12 protein-coding genes are annotated in these 14,436 nt (G+C 64.5%); 7 read left to right on the plus strand and 5 right to left on the minus strand.

The window, feature by feature from the left end; genetic code table 11:
• Window positions 1-12: 12 nt before the first annotated feature.
• Window positions 13-267 carry a hypothetical protein gene (locus tag IHQ72_RS17115; RefSeq protein ID WP_258123507.1) on the minus strand — a complete coding sequence of 85 codons (255 nt, stop codon included), beginning with the start codon at window positions 265-267 and terminating at the stop codon, window positions 13-15.
• Window positions 267-1,292, minus strand: a complete 1,026-nt coding sequence (locus tag IHQ72_RS17120; protein WP_258123508.1) for a LacI family DNA-binding transcriptional regulator — start codon at window positions 1,290-1,292, stop codon at window positions 267-269. Before IHQ72_RS17120 ends, IHQ72_RS17115 begins: the two co-directional genes overlap by 1 nt.
• A gap of 197 nt (window positions 1,293-1,489) precedes the next feature.
• Here IHQ72_RS17120 and IHQ72_RS17125 point away from each other — a divergent pair, with 197 nt between their 5' ends.
• The 5 genes from IHQ72_RS17125 to IHQ72_RS17145 all read left to right on the plus strand — a co-directional run bounded on the left by IHQ72_RS17125 (window position 1,490) and on the right by IHQ72_RS17145 (window position 6,454).
• Window positions 1,490-2,518 (plus strand): Gfo/Idh/MocA family protein, encoded by a 1,029-nt coding sequence (locus tag IHQ72_RS17125; RefSeq protein WP_258123509.1) that lies wholly within the window; start codon window positions 1,490-1,492, stop codon window positions 2,516-2,518.
• A gap of 2 nt (window positions 2,519-2,520) precedes the next feature.
• A complete protein-coding gene (locus IHQ72_RS17130; RefSeq protein WP_258123510.1) occupies window positions 2,521-3,426 on the plus strand; it encodes a sugar phosphate isomerase/epimerase family protein in 906 nt (301 codons plus the stop codon).
• Between the two features lie 103 nt (window positions 3,427-3,529).
• Complete coding sequence (locus IHQ72_RS17135; protein ID WP_258123511.1) at window positions 3,530-4,543, plus strand: substrate-binding domain-containing protein; 1,014 nt, start codon at window positions 3,530-3,532, stop codon at window positions 4,541-4,543.
• Between the two features lie 64 nt (window positions 4,544-4,607).
• Window positions 4,608-5,405 (plus strand): ATP-binding cassette domain-containing protein, encoded by a 798-nt coding sequence (locus IHQ72_RS17140; RefSeq protein WP_258123512.1) that lies wholly within the window; start codon window positions 4,608-4,610, stop codon window positions 5,403-5,405.
• Window positions 5,402-6,454: an ABC transporter permease gene (locus tag IHQ72_RS17145; protein ID WP_258123513.1), complete on the plus strand. Its 1,053-nt coding sequence runs from the start codon at window positions 5,402-5,404 to the stop codon at window positions 6,452-6,454. Before IHQ72_RS17140 ends, IHQ72_RS17145 begins: the two co-directional genes overlap by 4 nt.
• 16 nt (window positions 6,455-6,470) lie before the next feature.
• Here IHQ72_RS17145 and IHQ72_RS17150 read toward each other — a convergent pair whose 3' ends face one another.
• Window positions 6,471-9,173: an ATP-dependent helicase gene (locus IHQ72_RS17150; RefSeq protein WP_258123514.1), complete on the minus strand. Its 2,703-nt coding sequence runs from the start codon at window positions 9,171-9,173 to the stop codon at window positions 6,471-6,473.
• 219 nt (window positions 9,174-9,392) lie between these two features.
• Between IHQ72_RS17150 and IHQ72_RS17155 the strand changes: the two genes are divergently transcribed.
• Complete coding sequence (locus tag IHQ72_RS17155; protein WP_258123515.1) at window positions 9,393-11,705, plus strand: glucose/quinate/shikimate family membrane-bound PQQ-dependent dehydrogenase; 2,313 nt, start codon at window positions 9,393-9,395, stop codon at window positions 11,703-11,705.
• 5 nt (window positions 11,706-11,710) lie between these two features.
• On the opposite strand, the gene IHQ72_RS17160 is transcribed toward IHQ72_RS17155, so the two are convergent.
• The gene (locus tag IHQ72_RS17160) at window positions 11,711-11,869 is read right to left on the minus strand and encodes a hypothetical protein (protein WP_258123516.1); all 159 of its coding nucleotides are present in this window, start codon (window positions 11,867-11,869) and stop codon (window positions 11,711-11,713) included.
• A gap of 283 nt (window positions 11,870-12,152) precedes the next feature.
• Window positions 12,153-13,232, minus strand: coding sequence for an IS630 family transposase (locus IHQ72_RS17165; RefSeq protein WP_258116586.1), 1,080 nt, complete (start codon window positions 13,230-13,232; stop codon window positions 12,153-12,155).
• Between the two features lie 146 nt (window positions 13,233-13,378).
• Here IHQ72_RS17165 and IHQ72_RS17170 point away from each other — a divergent pair, with 146 nt between their 5' ends.
• Window positions 13,379-14,284 carry a dienelactone hydrolase family protein gene (locus IHQ72_RS17170; protein ID WP_258123517.1) on the plus strand — a complete coding sequence of 302 codons (906 nt, stop codon included), beginning with the start codon at window positions 13,379-13,381 and terminating at the stop codon, window positions 14,282-14,284.
• Window positions 14,285-14,436 lie beyond the last annotated feature (152 nt).

A 14,436-nucleotide genomic window follows, 5' to 3' on the forward strand; every position in this document is an offset into this window, starting at 1 on the left:
GGGCGCTGTCGTTCAGCCATTCGGCGTCTCAGGCGAAAGATGCGCGCGCTGGCGCAGCACGCCGAGGCCGGTGTCCGGAGGCTCGCCGGCAGCCGGCCTGCCCTCGATCATGTGCATGGTGCGCCATCGGCCAAAGCGGTAATAGGCGGTTGCCAGCGCGAGCGACGTGATCGAGCCGACCGGAAAGCTCCACCATAACGCTTCCTCGCCGATAACAAGAAGAGCGGCCGGCCAACAACAAGAGGGGAAGGTGAGTGCGGCCATCATCAATCGCTGTCGCGTGCGATCAGCTCCAGCGGCCAGATCTCACGGATGATCCGCGCGCCCTCAGGCCCCGCGAAGGCCGGGATCGACGCCAGCAGCATTTCGGCCAGCCGCCGTCCCATCGGCTCCAGGGGAGGGCGGAAGCCGGTCAACGCCGGTGAAAAATAGCGGCAGAGCGGCGTGTCGACGATGACGATCACCGCAATGTCGTGACCGGGCTTGATGCCCATCTCAGCCAGTGCCTTGCAGCCGCCGAGTGCCATCGCGTCATTGTTGAAGATGATGGCGGTCGGCGGGTCCTTGGAGCGCATGACCTGCGGCGTCACCTTGTAGCCGCCGGCCTCGTTGATGAAGTCTTCCGCGATCAGCCCGGGGTCGACCTCGATGCCGTGCCGCTGCAGGGCCTTGCGATAGCCGGCCAGGAATAGATAGCCGAAATTGAGGTTGAGTGACGGGCGGATGGCCGCGATGCGGCGGTGGCCGCGCGCCACCAGGCGGTCGACCGCCTCGGCCCCGGCTTTTTCGAAATCGAGGTCGAGCGACGGATAGGATTTGCCGCCGGATCGGCTGCGGCCGAGCGTCGCGAACGGGAAGCCGACCCTGGTCAGGTAATCGATGCGCTCGTCCTCGCGACGCGTCCAGGCCAGCACCACCGCATCGGCTCGGCGCGTCTCGACCACCCGGCGCAGGCGCTCCTGCTGGTAGTCGCCCGGCGCGCCCATCACCACGATCAAGTCGAGCCCGCTTTCGGCGAGTTTCGCCTGCAGCCCGGTCAGGAACGGAATGAAGAACGGCTCGCCATATTGCTGGTCGCCCGGGTGCGGCTGCAACATGAAGGCGATCGAGTGGGTGGCGCCGCGCCGCAGGCTGCGGCCGGACTGGTTCGGCGAATAGTTCAGCTTTGCCGCGGCATCGAGCACGCGCTGGCGTGTATCGGCATTGACGTCGGCGCGCCCGTTGAGCGCGCGCGACACGGTGCCGATCGAAATGTTCAGGTGACGCGCAAGGTCGTGGATGCTGGACGCCAAAGGACGGTTCTCCCCTTTCTTGGCTATCACCGGCCGCACTTCAGGCCAAGGCGATAAAGCTGATTTTCGCGAGCGGCCAATTGACATTCTACGCCTCCGGGTGTGTTCTCGTAAACGTTTACGGAAAAACGTTTACGGTCATGCCGTGAATGCCGTGACGATCGGTCTGGAGGGGCCGAGTGGAGGAGGAGCGCTGGATGATGAATGTCGTCCTGGTCGGCTGCGGAGCGATGAGCAAGCACTGGCTCGATGCGGCGAGGCAGATCGACGGGTTGGCTATTGTCGGCCTTGTCGACCTCGACGCCGACAGGGCGAAGGTAAGGGCGCGCCAATACGAGCTTGCCGGCGCCATTGTCGGAACCAATCTTGACGCCGTGCTCGACCAGACCAAACCCGACGCAGTGTTCGACGTCGTGGTTCCGGTGGCCCGGCGCGAGGTTGCGCTCTCCGCGTTTGCCCATCATTGCCACCTCCTGACGGAGAAGCCGCTGGCTGACAGCCCGGAGAACGCGCGCGCCATCGTCGAGGCTGCCCGACGCGCCAAGCGCGTGCACGCCGTCGTCCAGAACCGCCGCTATGTCGCCAACGTCAGGCGCATCAGGCGTTTTCTCGATTCCGGCGCCATCGGTGCGCCAACCAGCATCCACGCCGAATTCTTCGTCGCGCCGCATTTCGGCGGGTTTCGCGAGGAGATGCGCCATGTCCTGCTGCTCGACATGGCGATCCATACCTTCGACGCCGCCCGCTACATGGTCGGCGCAGCACCGGCCAGCGTCTACTGCCAAGAATGGGAGCCGGTCAATTCCTGGTACCGGCAGGGATCGTCGGCCACCGCAATCTTCGAGCTCGGCGGCGGCAAGCTGTTCACCTATTCCGGCTCCTGGTGCGCCGACGGGTTCCGCACCAGTTGGGAGAGCACATGGCGCATCGTCGCCGAGCACGGCAGCCTGGTCTGGGACGGTGAGGATGGGCTGAGGGCGGAAGTCGCGCGGCCTATCCGTGAAGGCCTGTTCGATCGCACAGAGCCGCTTGCCGTGCCGCCGCTCGATCCGAGAGACCGCATCGGCGGCCATCTCGGCATCATCCAGGATTTTGTGCGCGCCGTCGAAACTGGCAGCGAGCCGGAGACGCGCGGCGCCGACAACATCAAGAGCCTGGCCATGGTCTTTGCCGCGATCGAAAGCGCCGAAACCGGGCGCCGGGTCGCGATCGCACAGGAAGGGTGACGATGCCAAACCCGCTTCTCGACATCAGGATCGGCACCATGGTGCGGGCCAATCTCGATGACCCGGCCGCCTATATCAAGGCGATCCTGCCGCTCGGCTTCGAGAGCATCCAGCCCTTCTTCTGGCAGACGCTGGGCGGCAAGGACCTTCCGCGCCTTGCCGGCCAGATCCGTGAGGCGATCGGCGAAACCGATGTCGTCGTCTCCTCGATCGGCGTGTTCGGCAATCCGCTGGAGAGCGGCGATGTCGATCGCGGCGTGCTTCACGCCTGGGAAACGGCCATCGACCATGCGCATCTGTTCGGCACCTCGATGGTCAGCGGCTTCACCGGCCGCATCCGCGGCAAGCCGCTGCCCGACAGCCTGCCGCGCTTCCGCGAGGTCTGGGGACCACTGGCCCGGCGCGCCGCCGACAAGGGCGTGCGCATCGCCTTCGAGAATTGCGCGATGGACGGCAACTGGGCTGATGGAGACTGGAACATCGCCCACAATCCGGACGCCTGGGAGCTGATGTTCAACGAATTGCCGGACGACAATCTCGGCCTGGAATGGGAGCCCTGCCACCAGCTCGTCTACCTGATCGATCCAATCCCGCAGATCCGCAAATGGGCGCCGCGCATCTTCCATGTCCACGGCAAGGACGCGACGGTGCGCTGGGACGTGATCCGCGAGCATGGCGTGTTCGGCCGGCTGCCGTTCGTGCAAATGCGCACGCCTGGCTTCGGCGACAGCGACTGGACGAGAGTGATCGGCGAGTTGCGGCTGGCCGGCTACAATGGCGCCATCGACATCGAAGGCTGGCACGACCCGGTCTATCGCGGCGACCTCGAGATTACAGGGCAGGTGCGGGCGCTGGACTATCTCAAGCAATGCCGGGGAGGTGCGACGTATCTGCCGAACCCGGCGTGAGGATGGCCGGCGCGAGGAGCCGGCCAGCGAAGCATTGCGGCGAGAAGCCGAAGCATTCGTCGAAAACCCCTCGGCTTGCGAGGGAACAAAGGGAGGAACGTGCATGAGCATCACGACGAGAAGGACAGTTCTGCGCTCGACCGTCCTGGCGGCCGCCACGGCGCTCGCCGCCGCAATCTCCACCTTGCCTGCCCAGGCGCTCGATGCCCAGTGGTGCAAGGACGTCCACATCCGCTTCTTCGTCGGCGGCGCCGAGGGCGACGCCTTCGGCACCATCGTCTACAATGGCGCCAAGCAGGCCGAGGCCGATCTTGGGCCAAAGGTCGACTACATCTTTTCCCAGTGGGATGTCGAGAAGATGGTGCAGCAATTGCGCGAGGCCGTCGCGGTCAAGCCCGGCGGCATCGCCATGATGGGCCACCCGGGCGATGCTTCGATCATGCCGCTGGCCGAACAGGCGCACAAGGACGGCATCAGGATGATGTACCAGAACGTGCCGGTGCCGAAGGTCACGGCAGCGTTCGGCGGCGGCTATGTCGGCGCCCAGCAGGAGCAGCAGGGCCGCGCGCTCGGCGCCGAGGCGTTCAAGCTGGCCGGGCTCAAGGCCGGCGACAAGGCGATCATGATCGGCCCGTTCGAGAACGAGAACCGCGGCGCGCGCGAGCGCGGCACGGTCGCCGCCCTGAAAGAGGCGGGCGTCGAGGTCATCCAGCTCTCCTCGCCGCCGAGCGGCGAATGGGCTTCCGACCCCAATCTGGCCATTCCGGTGATTACCGCGGCACTCCTCAACAATCCCGACGTCAAGGCGGTTGGCTATCCCGGCGGACAGATGCTGGGCAACGTCCCGACTTACATGCAGGCGGCGGGCAGGAAGGCGGGCGATATCTTCAATTTCGGCTTCGACACCAGCCCGCAGATCGTCGAGGGCTTCAAGGGCGGCTGGGTCCAGCTGACGGCCGACCAGCAGCCGTTCCTGCAGGGTTATCTGCCGATCCTCAGCCTCTGCCAGCAGGTTGTGCTGGGCCTCGCGCCGATAAATGTCGACACCGGCGCCGGCTTCGTCACGCCTGAGAATTACGAGATCGTCGCCGAGCTCGCCAAGCAGGCGCTGCGCTGACTTTTTAACACCGCATGCCGGTCGGACAAGCCCGACCGGCAGCCGGAACCAAGCGAGGATCGCCATGGCCGAACGCCTTATCGAACTGAGCGACATCAGCAAGTCCTATGGCCAGGTCTACGCGCTGGGCGGGGTCAATCTCAGCGTCGACCGCGGCGAGGTGGTCGGCCTGATAGGCGACAACGGCGCCGGCAAGTCGACGCTGATCAAGATCCTCTCCGGCGTGGTCAAGCCGACCAGCGGCGAGATCCTCATCCGCGGCCAGCCGGTGACCGGCTGGAGCGCCGCGCGCTCGCGCGACGCCGGCATCGAGACGGTGTTCCAGGACCGGGCGCTGGCCGTGCAGCAGACGATCGTGCGCAACATCTTCATGGGCCGCGAACTCACCGGCATTCTCGGCTGGCTGAAGGTCAACAAGGAAATCGAGGAGGCGAGCCGCCTGATGCGCGAGATCGGCTTCACCTCGAAAGTGTTCACGCCGCAATCGATCGTCGGCCAGCTCTCCGGCGGCGAACGCCAGGGCGTGGCGATCGCGCGGGCCATCTACAAGCAGGCCGACCTGATCATTCTTGACGAGCCGACGACGGCGCTGTCGCTGACCGAGACCGCCAAGGTCTTCCATTTCGTGCGCCAGGTGCGGGCGAGCGGACGGTCGATCCTGTTCATCGGCCACAACATCCACCACGTCTTCGACATTGCCGATCGTTTCGTGGTGCTGGATCGCGGCAAGGTCGCGCTCAGCGCCGACCGGCGCGACGTCAAGTCGGCCGAAGACCTCATCAACTTCATGGAAGACGTCGCGCACCCCGGTGGTTTGGCCGGACTGCACGACGCCGGCGACGCGGAGCTGGGAAAACGATGAGCAAGACAATGGAGCCCGATCTGCACGAGCCGTCCGCCGGCATCTCCCGTCCCGGCAATCCGCGGAAAGAGTGGAAACACCCATCCGATCACTGGATGCGCGGCTTCATCCTCGACAACCGCGCCGCACTCGGCACGCTTGCCGTGTTCGTGGTCATGATGACAGTGTTCATGATCGCCAACCCAATCGTCTTCACCACCTGGTATCTCTACAGTTCCGTGCTCACCACGCTGCCGGTAGCGCTGTTCGTGGTGGTGCCGCTGGTCTTCGTCGTCACCTGCGGCGAGATCGACCTGTCGTTTCCGGCGACGATGGGTTTTGCCTCATGGGTGTTCGCGCTGGTCGTGCAGGCCGGCTACGATCCGTTCCTCGGCATCGTCGCCGCCATTGCGACGGGCACGTTGCTCGGCTTCCTGGTCGGATCGCTGGTCGTCTATGGCGGGCTGTCGTCGCTAATCGCCACGCTCGGCATGAACTTCCTGCTGCGCGGCCTGATCCAGATCATCAACGAAGGCAAGTCGACCGCGCTGACCAGCCTCGCCGACAGCTGGGCCTACAAGATCTTCTCCAGCCAGCTCTACGGCATCCCGGTGCAGATATTCTGGGCGATCGGCTTCGTCGTTCTGTCGGCGCTGCTCTACAACAGGCATCGGTTCGGCGCGCAGGTGAAGGTGGTCGGCGACAATCCCGACAGCGCCCAGCAGATGGGCATCGACGTCAAGCGCGTGCGGGTGAAAGTGTTCGTCTTCGTCGGCATCGGGGCGGCGATCGCCGGCACGTTCTCGGTGATGATCAACTTCACCTGGTGGCCGACGGCTGGCGACGGCTATTTGCTGCCGGTGCTGGCATCGGTGTTCGTTGGCGGCACGCCGACCTGGGGCGGCATCGGCACCGTCGTCGGCGGCGCGATCGGCGCCGTCACGGTGTCGTTCATCCAGACCGGCGTCGTTGCGGCGGGCCTGAGCGGCTTCTACGTCCAGTTCTTCAACGGGCTGATCATCATCCTGTCGTTGCTCGGCCACAAATGGAACCAGGCGCGGTATCGGTGAGCGGAGGGGCGGATGCTCACACCCCGGTGACAAACCCGTCCAGCACGCGTTTCTGGCCGGCCTTGTCGAAATCGATGGTCAGCTTGTTGCCGTCGATGGCCGCAATGTTGCCGTTGCCGAATTTCTGGTGGAAGACTCGGTCGCCGACATTGAAGGGGGATGGCGTGTCGGCAACGGATTTGGCGACCAGTTCGCCGTCGATGGTGCGGCCTTTGATCGAGGTGCGGCCGGCGCCATAGCCGCTGTCGGTCTCGCCGTAGCCAATGCGCTCGACCTGGTGGCCGGAACGCGAGCCCCAGTTGCGGTCGGTCGCCTCGGTGCGGTTCTGTTGCGCGCGCTGCCAGCCCGGCGTCGCATAGGTGCTGGAGAAGGCACCGGATTTCTCGGTGCCGCCAACATTGTCGAAGCGCGAAGCGCCGTAAGGATTCTGCCTTCCTGCGCCTTGGCCGCCCCGTCCGGAGGCGAAAGACCCGCCGCCATAGGCATTGCCGTAGCCGCCATAGGAGTTGCCGCTCTCAGCGACCTCGACATGGGCCTCCGGCAGTTCATCAAGGAAGCGCGACGGGATGGTCGATTGCCACAGGCCGTGGATACGGCGGTTGGAGACGAACCACAAATGCAGGTTCTTCTTGGCGCGGGTCAGGCCGACATAGGCCAACCGCCGTTCTTCCTCCAGCCCGGAGCGGCCGCCCTCGTCGAGCGCGCGCTGGTGTGGAAAAAGACCTTCCTCCCAACCAGGGAGAAAAACGGTCTCGAATTCCAGGCCCTTGGCCGAATGCAGCGTCATGATGTTGACGGCGTCGAGCTCGGCGTTCTGCTCGGCGTCCATCACCAACGCGACATGTTCGAGGAACGAGCGCAGCGATTCGTACTCCTCCATGGAGCGGATCAGTTCTTTGAGGTTTTCCAGCCGGCCGGGAGCTTCCGCCGAGCGGTCGTTCTTCCACATGTCGGTGTAGCCGCTCTCTTCCAGGATGGTCTCGGCGAGCTCGGTGTGCGGCGTGGTCTCCAGCGCCTTCTGCCAGCGCTCGAAATTGGCGGCGACTTCGCGCAATGCTGCGCGCGGCTTCGGCTTCAGTTCGTCGCTCTCGGCGAGTTTTTCCGCAGCCTCCAGCATCGGAATGCGGAGCGTCCTGGCGGTGTCGTGGATCTGGCGGATGGTGGCTTCGCCCAGCCCGCGCTTCGGCACGTTGACGATGCGCTCGAAGGCGAGATCGTCGGCACCTTGGGCAACGACGCGGAAGAAGGCCAGCGCATCGCGGATTTCGAGGCGCTCGTAGAAGCGCGGGCCGCCGATGACGCGATAGTTGAGGCCGAGCGTGACGAAACGATCCTCGAATTCGCGCATCTGGAAGGAGGCGCGGACGAGAATGGCCATATCGTTGAGATTGTGCTTCTGCCGCTGGTAGGCTTCGATGGTTTCGCCAACGGCGCGGGCCTCTTCCTCGGAATCCCAGGCGGCATGGACATGCACCTTCTCGTCGTCCTCGGCGACTTTTTCGGTGAACAGCGTCTTGCCGAAGCGGCCTTCATTGTGGGCGATGAGGTGGGAGGCGGTGCCGAGGATGTGCGCGGTGGAGCGGTAGTTGCGCTCCAGCCGGATGATCGCGGCGCCGGGGAAATCCTTGTCGAAGCGCAGGATGTTGTCGACCTCGGCCCCGCGCCAGCCATAGATGGATTGATCGTCGTCGCCGACGCAGCAAATGTTTACGGTGGACCTAGCTCGGCCTTCGGATGAGGAGCGCCCAATCTCCCCCCTAGAGGGGGAGATGTCGCCGGAGGCGACAGAGGGGGGCGCTGTCCCTCCAGCCTGTCGGCGCGAGGCACCCCCCTCTGTCCTGCCGGACATCTCCCCCTCAAGGGGGGAGATCGGCTTGGCGTCCGGCCGCTGGGCCAGCAGGCGCAGCCACATGTATTGGGCGGTGTTGGTGTCCTGGTACTCGTCGACGAGAATGTATTTGAAGCGCTTGTGGTACTCCTTCAGCACGTCCGGATTGTCGCGGAAGATGCGGATCGGGTGGCACAGGAGGTCGCCGAAGTCGCAGGCGTTCAGCGTCTTCAGCCGCTCCTGATAGGCCTTGTAGAGCTCGCGGCCCTTGCCGTTGGCGAAGGCGCGGGCGTCGCCCTCGGCAATGTCGGCGGGGCCAAGCCCCTTGTTCTTCCAGCCGTCGATCATCTGGGCGAACTGCTTGGCCGGCCAGCGCTTGTCGTCCAGCCCTTCGGCCTGGATGAGCTGCTTGATCAGGCGCACGACGTCGTCGGTGTCGAGAATGGTGAAGTCGGATTTGAGCCCGGCAAGCTCGGCGTGGCGGCGCAGCAGCTTCACTCCAATCGAGTGGAAGGTGCCGAGCCACGGCATGCCTTCGACATTGCCGTCGCCGATCAGCAGGCCAATGCGCTGCTTCATTTCGCGCGCGGCCTTGTTGGTGAAGGTGACGGCGAGGATCTGCGACGGGAAGGCTCTCTTCGTGGCGAGGATGTGAGCGATGCGGGTGGTCAAGACACGCGTCTTGCCGGTGCCGGCGCCGGCCAGCACCAGAACCGGACCCTCGGTGGTTTCCACCGCCAGCCGCTGTTCGGGGTTGAGCCCGTTCAGATAGTCGGGCGCATTGGTGTGGCCGCTGCGGGCAGCCATGGCGCGCGCGGCAATGCCGGACGGGGCCGTGGGCCGCGCATTCGGTTCGTCAAAAAAGGGCATGTCTTCCGAAAAGCCGGACATTGTCCCCGAATGTAGTGATTCGGCAGCGAAAGGCCAGAAGTGTCTCCGTTTTGTTCTCAATCCAGGCGGGGGAGTTACAAATCCGGTAGAACACCACCTATAGCGCCAGCCTGCTTGACAGCCATGCCGGGCCGGAGAAAGTTGTGCTCGGGGCAGGAACGCAATGCCGGGTTGCCCATTGACGCGTGCGAAGCGCGCACCAGTCGAAGGAGCATCGTTTTGGCTGTCGTCATCACCTCCCTCATCCTTTTCCTCATCGGCCTGGTACTCGGCGGCGGCGGCATCTGGTTAGCTTCGCTAGGCGGCAGTTGGTATTACATCATTGCCGGCATAGCCTTCCTCGTCGCTGCCTGGCTGCTCTACAGGCGCAAATCCATGGCGCTGTGGCTGTACGCGGCGATCGTCATCGGCACGCTTTGCTGGGCGGTCTGGGAAACCGGCTTCGACTGGTGGGAGCTCGGTCCGCGCGGCGGCATTATCGTGCTTATCGCGTTGTGGCTGCTGACACCGTGGGCGCGGGGCGGGCTCACCGGTCCCGATGGACGCGCGCCGCTGATCCTCGCCGTGCTGGCGTCGATCGGCGTCGCCGGCTATTCGATGACGACCGATCCAAAGGATATTGCCGGCGAACTCAACACCGACAAGGTGACGCCGACCGCCGATCTCGGCGGCAACGTGCCAGGCGGCGAATGGCACTATTACGGTCGCACGACGTACGGCCAGCGCTATTCGCCGCTCGACCAGATCACCCCCGAAAACGTTGCCAATTTGCAGCCGGCCTGGACCTATCGCACCGGCGATGTGAAAGGGCCCGACGACGTCAGTGAGACGACCTATCAGGTGACGCCGTTGAAGGTTGCCGACACGCTCTACATCTGCACGCCGCACAATTTCGCCATCGCTATCGACGCCGCGACCGGCAAGGAGAAATGGCGCTTCGATCCCAAGGTCAAGCTGGACAAGGACCGCCAGCACCAGACCTGCCGCGGCGTGTCCTATTATGCCGATGCCAAGATCGCCGCCGGCCAGCCTTGTGCGGCACGCATCTATCTGCCGACATCCGACGCTCGGCTGATCGCGCTCGACGCCGCGAATGGCCAGGTCTGTCCCACATTTGCCGAAGGCGGCACGCTGAACCTGCTCGCCAACATGCCATATCCGAAGCCGGGCTATTATTATTCGACTTCGGCGCCGCTGATCGTCGCCAACAAGATCATCGTCGGCGGCGCGGTCAACGATAATTATTCAACGCAGGAGCCGTCCGGCGTCATCCGCGCCTTCGACGTCGACACCGGCGCCCTGATTTGGAACTGGGATTCCGGCAATCCGGACCAGACGACGCCACTGGCGCCGGGTCAGACCTATACCCACAACTCGCCCAACATGTGGTCGACGGCGAGCGCCGACGAGAAGCTCGGCTTGCTCTATGTGCCGCTCGGCAATCAGACGCCCGACCAGCTCGGCATGGGACGCAGCGCCAATGTCGAGAAATTCTCCTCCTCGATCACCGCGCTCGACCTCAACACCGGCCAATTGCGCTGGGTGCGGCAGACCGTGCATCATGATCTGTGGGACATGGACGTGCCGGCGCAGCCGACGCTGGTCGACATCACCACGGCCGGCGGCGTCGTGCCGGCGCTGGTCGGGCCGACCAAGCAGGGCGACCTCTATGTACTCGACCGGCGCAGCGGCGAGCCGATCGTCCCGGTCAACGAAGTGCCGGCGCCGGGCGGCGCGATCGAGGGCGACCACACCTCGCCGACGCAGCCGGCTTCGGATATGAGCTTCAATCCGAAGCCGCTGACCGGGGCCGACATGTGGGGCATCACCATGTTCGACCAACTGGCCTGCCGGATCGAATTGCTGAAACTGCGCTACGAGGGCCGCTACACGCCGCCGTCGCTGCAAGGCTCGCTGATCTATCCCGGCAATTTCGGCACATTCAACTGGGGCGGCGTGGCGGTCGATCCGGTCCGGCAGGTGATGTTCGGCATGCCGACATACCTGGCGTTCATCTCCAGGCTGGTGCCGCGCGCGGACGTGCCGCCGCCGGGCGATACCAAAGGCAGCGAACAGGGCCTAAACCGCAACGACGGTGCACCTTACGCAGTGATATTGAAGCCGTTTTTGTCGCCGCTCGGCATTCCCTGCCAGGCGCCGCCCTGGGGCTATGTCGCGGGCGTCGATCTCAGGACCGGCAAGATCGTCTACAAGCACCGCAACGGCACCGTCTACGACATGACGCCGCTGCCACTGCCGTTCAAGGTCGGCGTGCCGGGCATCGGCGGGCCGATGATCACCGCCGGCGGCGTCGCCTTCCTCGGTGCCGCGGTCGACGACTTTTTCCGCGCCTATGATCTGACGACCGGCCGGCAGCTCTGGCAGACTCGGCTGCCGGCCGGCGGGCAGTCGACACCGATGACCTACACGGTCGTCGACGGACGCCAGTTCGTGGTCATCGTCGCCGGCGGCCATGGCTCGGTCGGTACCAAGCCGGGGGATTACGTGATGGCCTATACGCTGCCGAAATAAGGCGTTCAGTCGTTGGTTTTCGAGCGGCTTCCGGTAGGCCGGCGCCGGTTGCTGCGGACCTTGACCGTCGATCGCCTGGCCGCCAAGGCGGCGGACCGCAGCGCCAGCATCGCGGCGCCGGCAAGCACGAATGCGCTTACGAGGATCGGGGTCGGGAAGGTCATGAGCGTTGTTCCTTCTTGTCAGAGCCAGCCACAGGGTAGGCAGGATCACTACCGGCGGCTTTCGTTCATACTGCGGCAGCACCGCCAAGATTGTCGGAGATGACCAAAATTTGACGAAGATGCGGCGCATTCGCGTCATGGCCTTTCGGGCCGAGACCAGCAGACAGGCCTTGGCGACGACGCCGAAGAAGGCCCACGGCTGTCGCCTTGAATTATCCTAGCTAAGGAAATCGCTCCGACGGTCCATAGCCAATGCAAGCCGACCGGCGTTGTGGAGTGCATGCTAGTGTTGTGACTCTAACACTCGACGCCCTCGTGCGACCTTTTCAAGGATGTCAGCAGCCTTGGCGGCCCAGATGAAGGGTTTGGGGTCGGCATTGTGATGCTCCAGGTAGGCCTCGATCGCGATCGTCAGGTCGGTCACGCTGCGGAAGACGCCGCGGCGGATGGCGTCGTCGGTGATGAGCCCGAAGAAGCGCTCGACCTGGTTCAGCCAGGAGCCAGAGGTCGGCGTGAAGTGGAGGCGGAAGCGCTTATGCCGGGCAAGCCAGGCTTTGACCTTGGGATGCTTGTGGGTGGCGTAGTTGTCGACCACCAAATCCAGGGCGAAGTGCTTGGGCGTGTTGCGATCGATCGTGCGCAGGAAGCGCAGGAACTCCTGGTGGCGGTGTCGCGGCATGCATTCGCCGATGACCTTGCCGGTGGCCACGTCGAGGGCGGCAAACAGTGTCGTGGTGCCGTTGCGCTTGTAGTCATGGGTCATCGTGCCGGCCCGCCCCTTCTTGATGGGCAGCCCCGGCTGCGTGCGGTCGAGCGCCTGGATTTGGCTCTTCTCGTCGACGCAAAGCACCAGGGCTTTGTCCGGCGGGTTGAGATAAAGGCCGACGACGTCCTGGACCTTCTCGACGAACGCCTTGTCATTGGACAGCTTGAATTTTTTGATCAGATGCGGCTTCAGCCCGTGCGCTGCCCAGATGCGCTGCACGCTCGACGGGCTGAGCCCCACCACCTTGGCGAGCTTGCGCACCGACCAATGGGTGCTCGCCGGCGGCTTCTGATGCAGCGTCATATCCACCACACGCTTGATCACCTCGGCCGAAAGCGGCGGCTTGCGGCTCGGCCGGCTGGCATCCCGCTTCAGCCCCTCAATGCCGCACGCAACGTAACGATCACGCCAGCGATAGGCGGTTCGCTTGGTTTTGCCGGTCGCCCGTACAATCGCGGTGACGCCGTCGCCGTCCGCCCACATCAGCACGATCCGCGCCCGCCAAACCCATTTCTGTGGCGAGTTGCGGTCCGCCACCCAACCTTCCAGCGTCGCCCGATCCTCAGGAGACAACCGGATGCCCGATTCAGTTGACATGCCCTCTGACTCGCACATCAGAGAGCTAAAGGGAATCCTTTCGTTAGAGACGGAACACTAGGGCCTCACTGATCCGTGACTGGACCATGCGGGCTTCCACCCTATCTTGCGCGGCGGGAGTGTTTCCCGAAGCCGAGGAGAGCGCCATGACGAAACCTAGCCCTGCCAGCCCAGCCGTCACGACACCCGCCATTACCCAGGCGATGATCGACGCCTATGACGAATACACGCATCTGACGCTCGACCGGCGGCGCTTCATGGAACAGTTGACCAGGCTTGCCGGATCAGGTGCGGCGGCGGCCGCAATCGCGCTGCTGCTGGCTGCGAATTCGGCCCGGGCAGCGATCATTGCCGAGGACGATTCACGCGTGACGGGCGAGGACATCAGCTATCCCGGCAGCGGTGGCGAGATGAAGGGCTATCTGGTCAAGCCGGCCGGCCAGTCCGGCAAGCTCGGCACCGTCATCGTCGTGCATGAGAACAGGGGGCTCAACCCGCATATACGCGATGTGGCGCGGCGCGTGGCGCTGGAAGGCTTCGTGGCGCTTGCCCCGGACTTCCTGTCGCCGCTCGGCGGCACGCCGGCCGACGAAGATAAGGCGCGTGAGCAGTTTTCCAAACTCGATCCGGCGCAGACCATCGCCAATGCGGTCGCAACGGTCGCGTTCCTCAAGGGACACGCGGATGGCAACGGCAAGGTCGGCGCGGTCGGCTTCTGCTGGGGCGGCGGCACGGTGAACACATTGGCTGCCAACGCGCCGGATCTGGCCGCCGCTGTCGCCTATTACGGCATGCAGCCGAAGGCCGAGGATGTGCCGAAGATCAAGGCGGCGTTGCTGCTGCATTATGCCGGGCTCGACACCCGCATCAATGCCGGCATCGACGCTTTCAAGAAGGAACTCGATGCAGCCAAGGTCGAGTACACGGTCTATGTCTATGAAGGCGCCAATCATGCCTTCAACAATGACACGTCCGCGGCCCGCTACGACAAGAACGCGGCGGACCTCGCCTGGGGCCGGACGAGCGCCTTCCTCAGGGAGAAGCTGGCGTAACAGCTTGCTGTCATGCGAGCGACGGCGCCCAGCCCGCCTCGAAAGCAGTTGCCGGCTGCAAGCCCGGCTCCCCCAGAACACATCAAAGCCTCGAAGACATTCGTGCGACTATCATCAGCGTATCAGTCCGAGTTCCGGCTTTGGGTGGCAGT

Origin of the sequence: Mesorhizobium onobrychidis (genome assembly GCF_024707545.1) — a bacterium.
Taxonomy (GTDB): domain Bacteria; phylum Pseudomonadota; class Alphaproteobacteria; order Rhizobiales; family Rhizobiaceae; genus Mesorhizobium; species Mesorhizobium onobrychidis.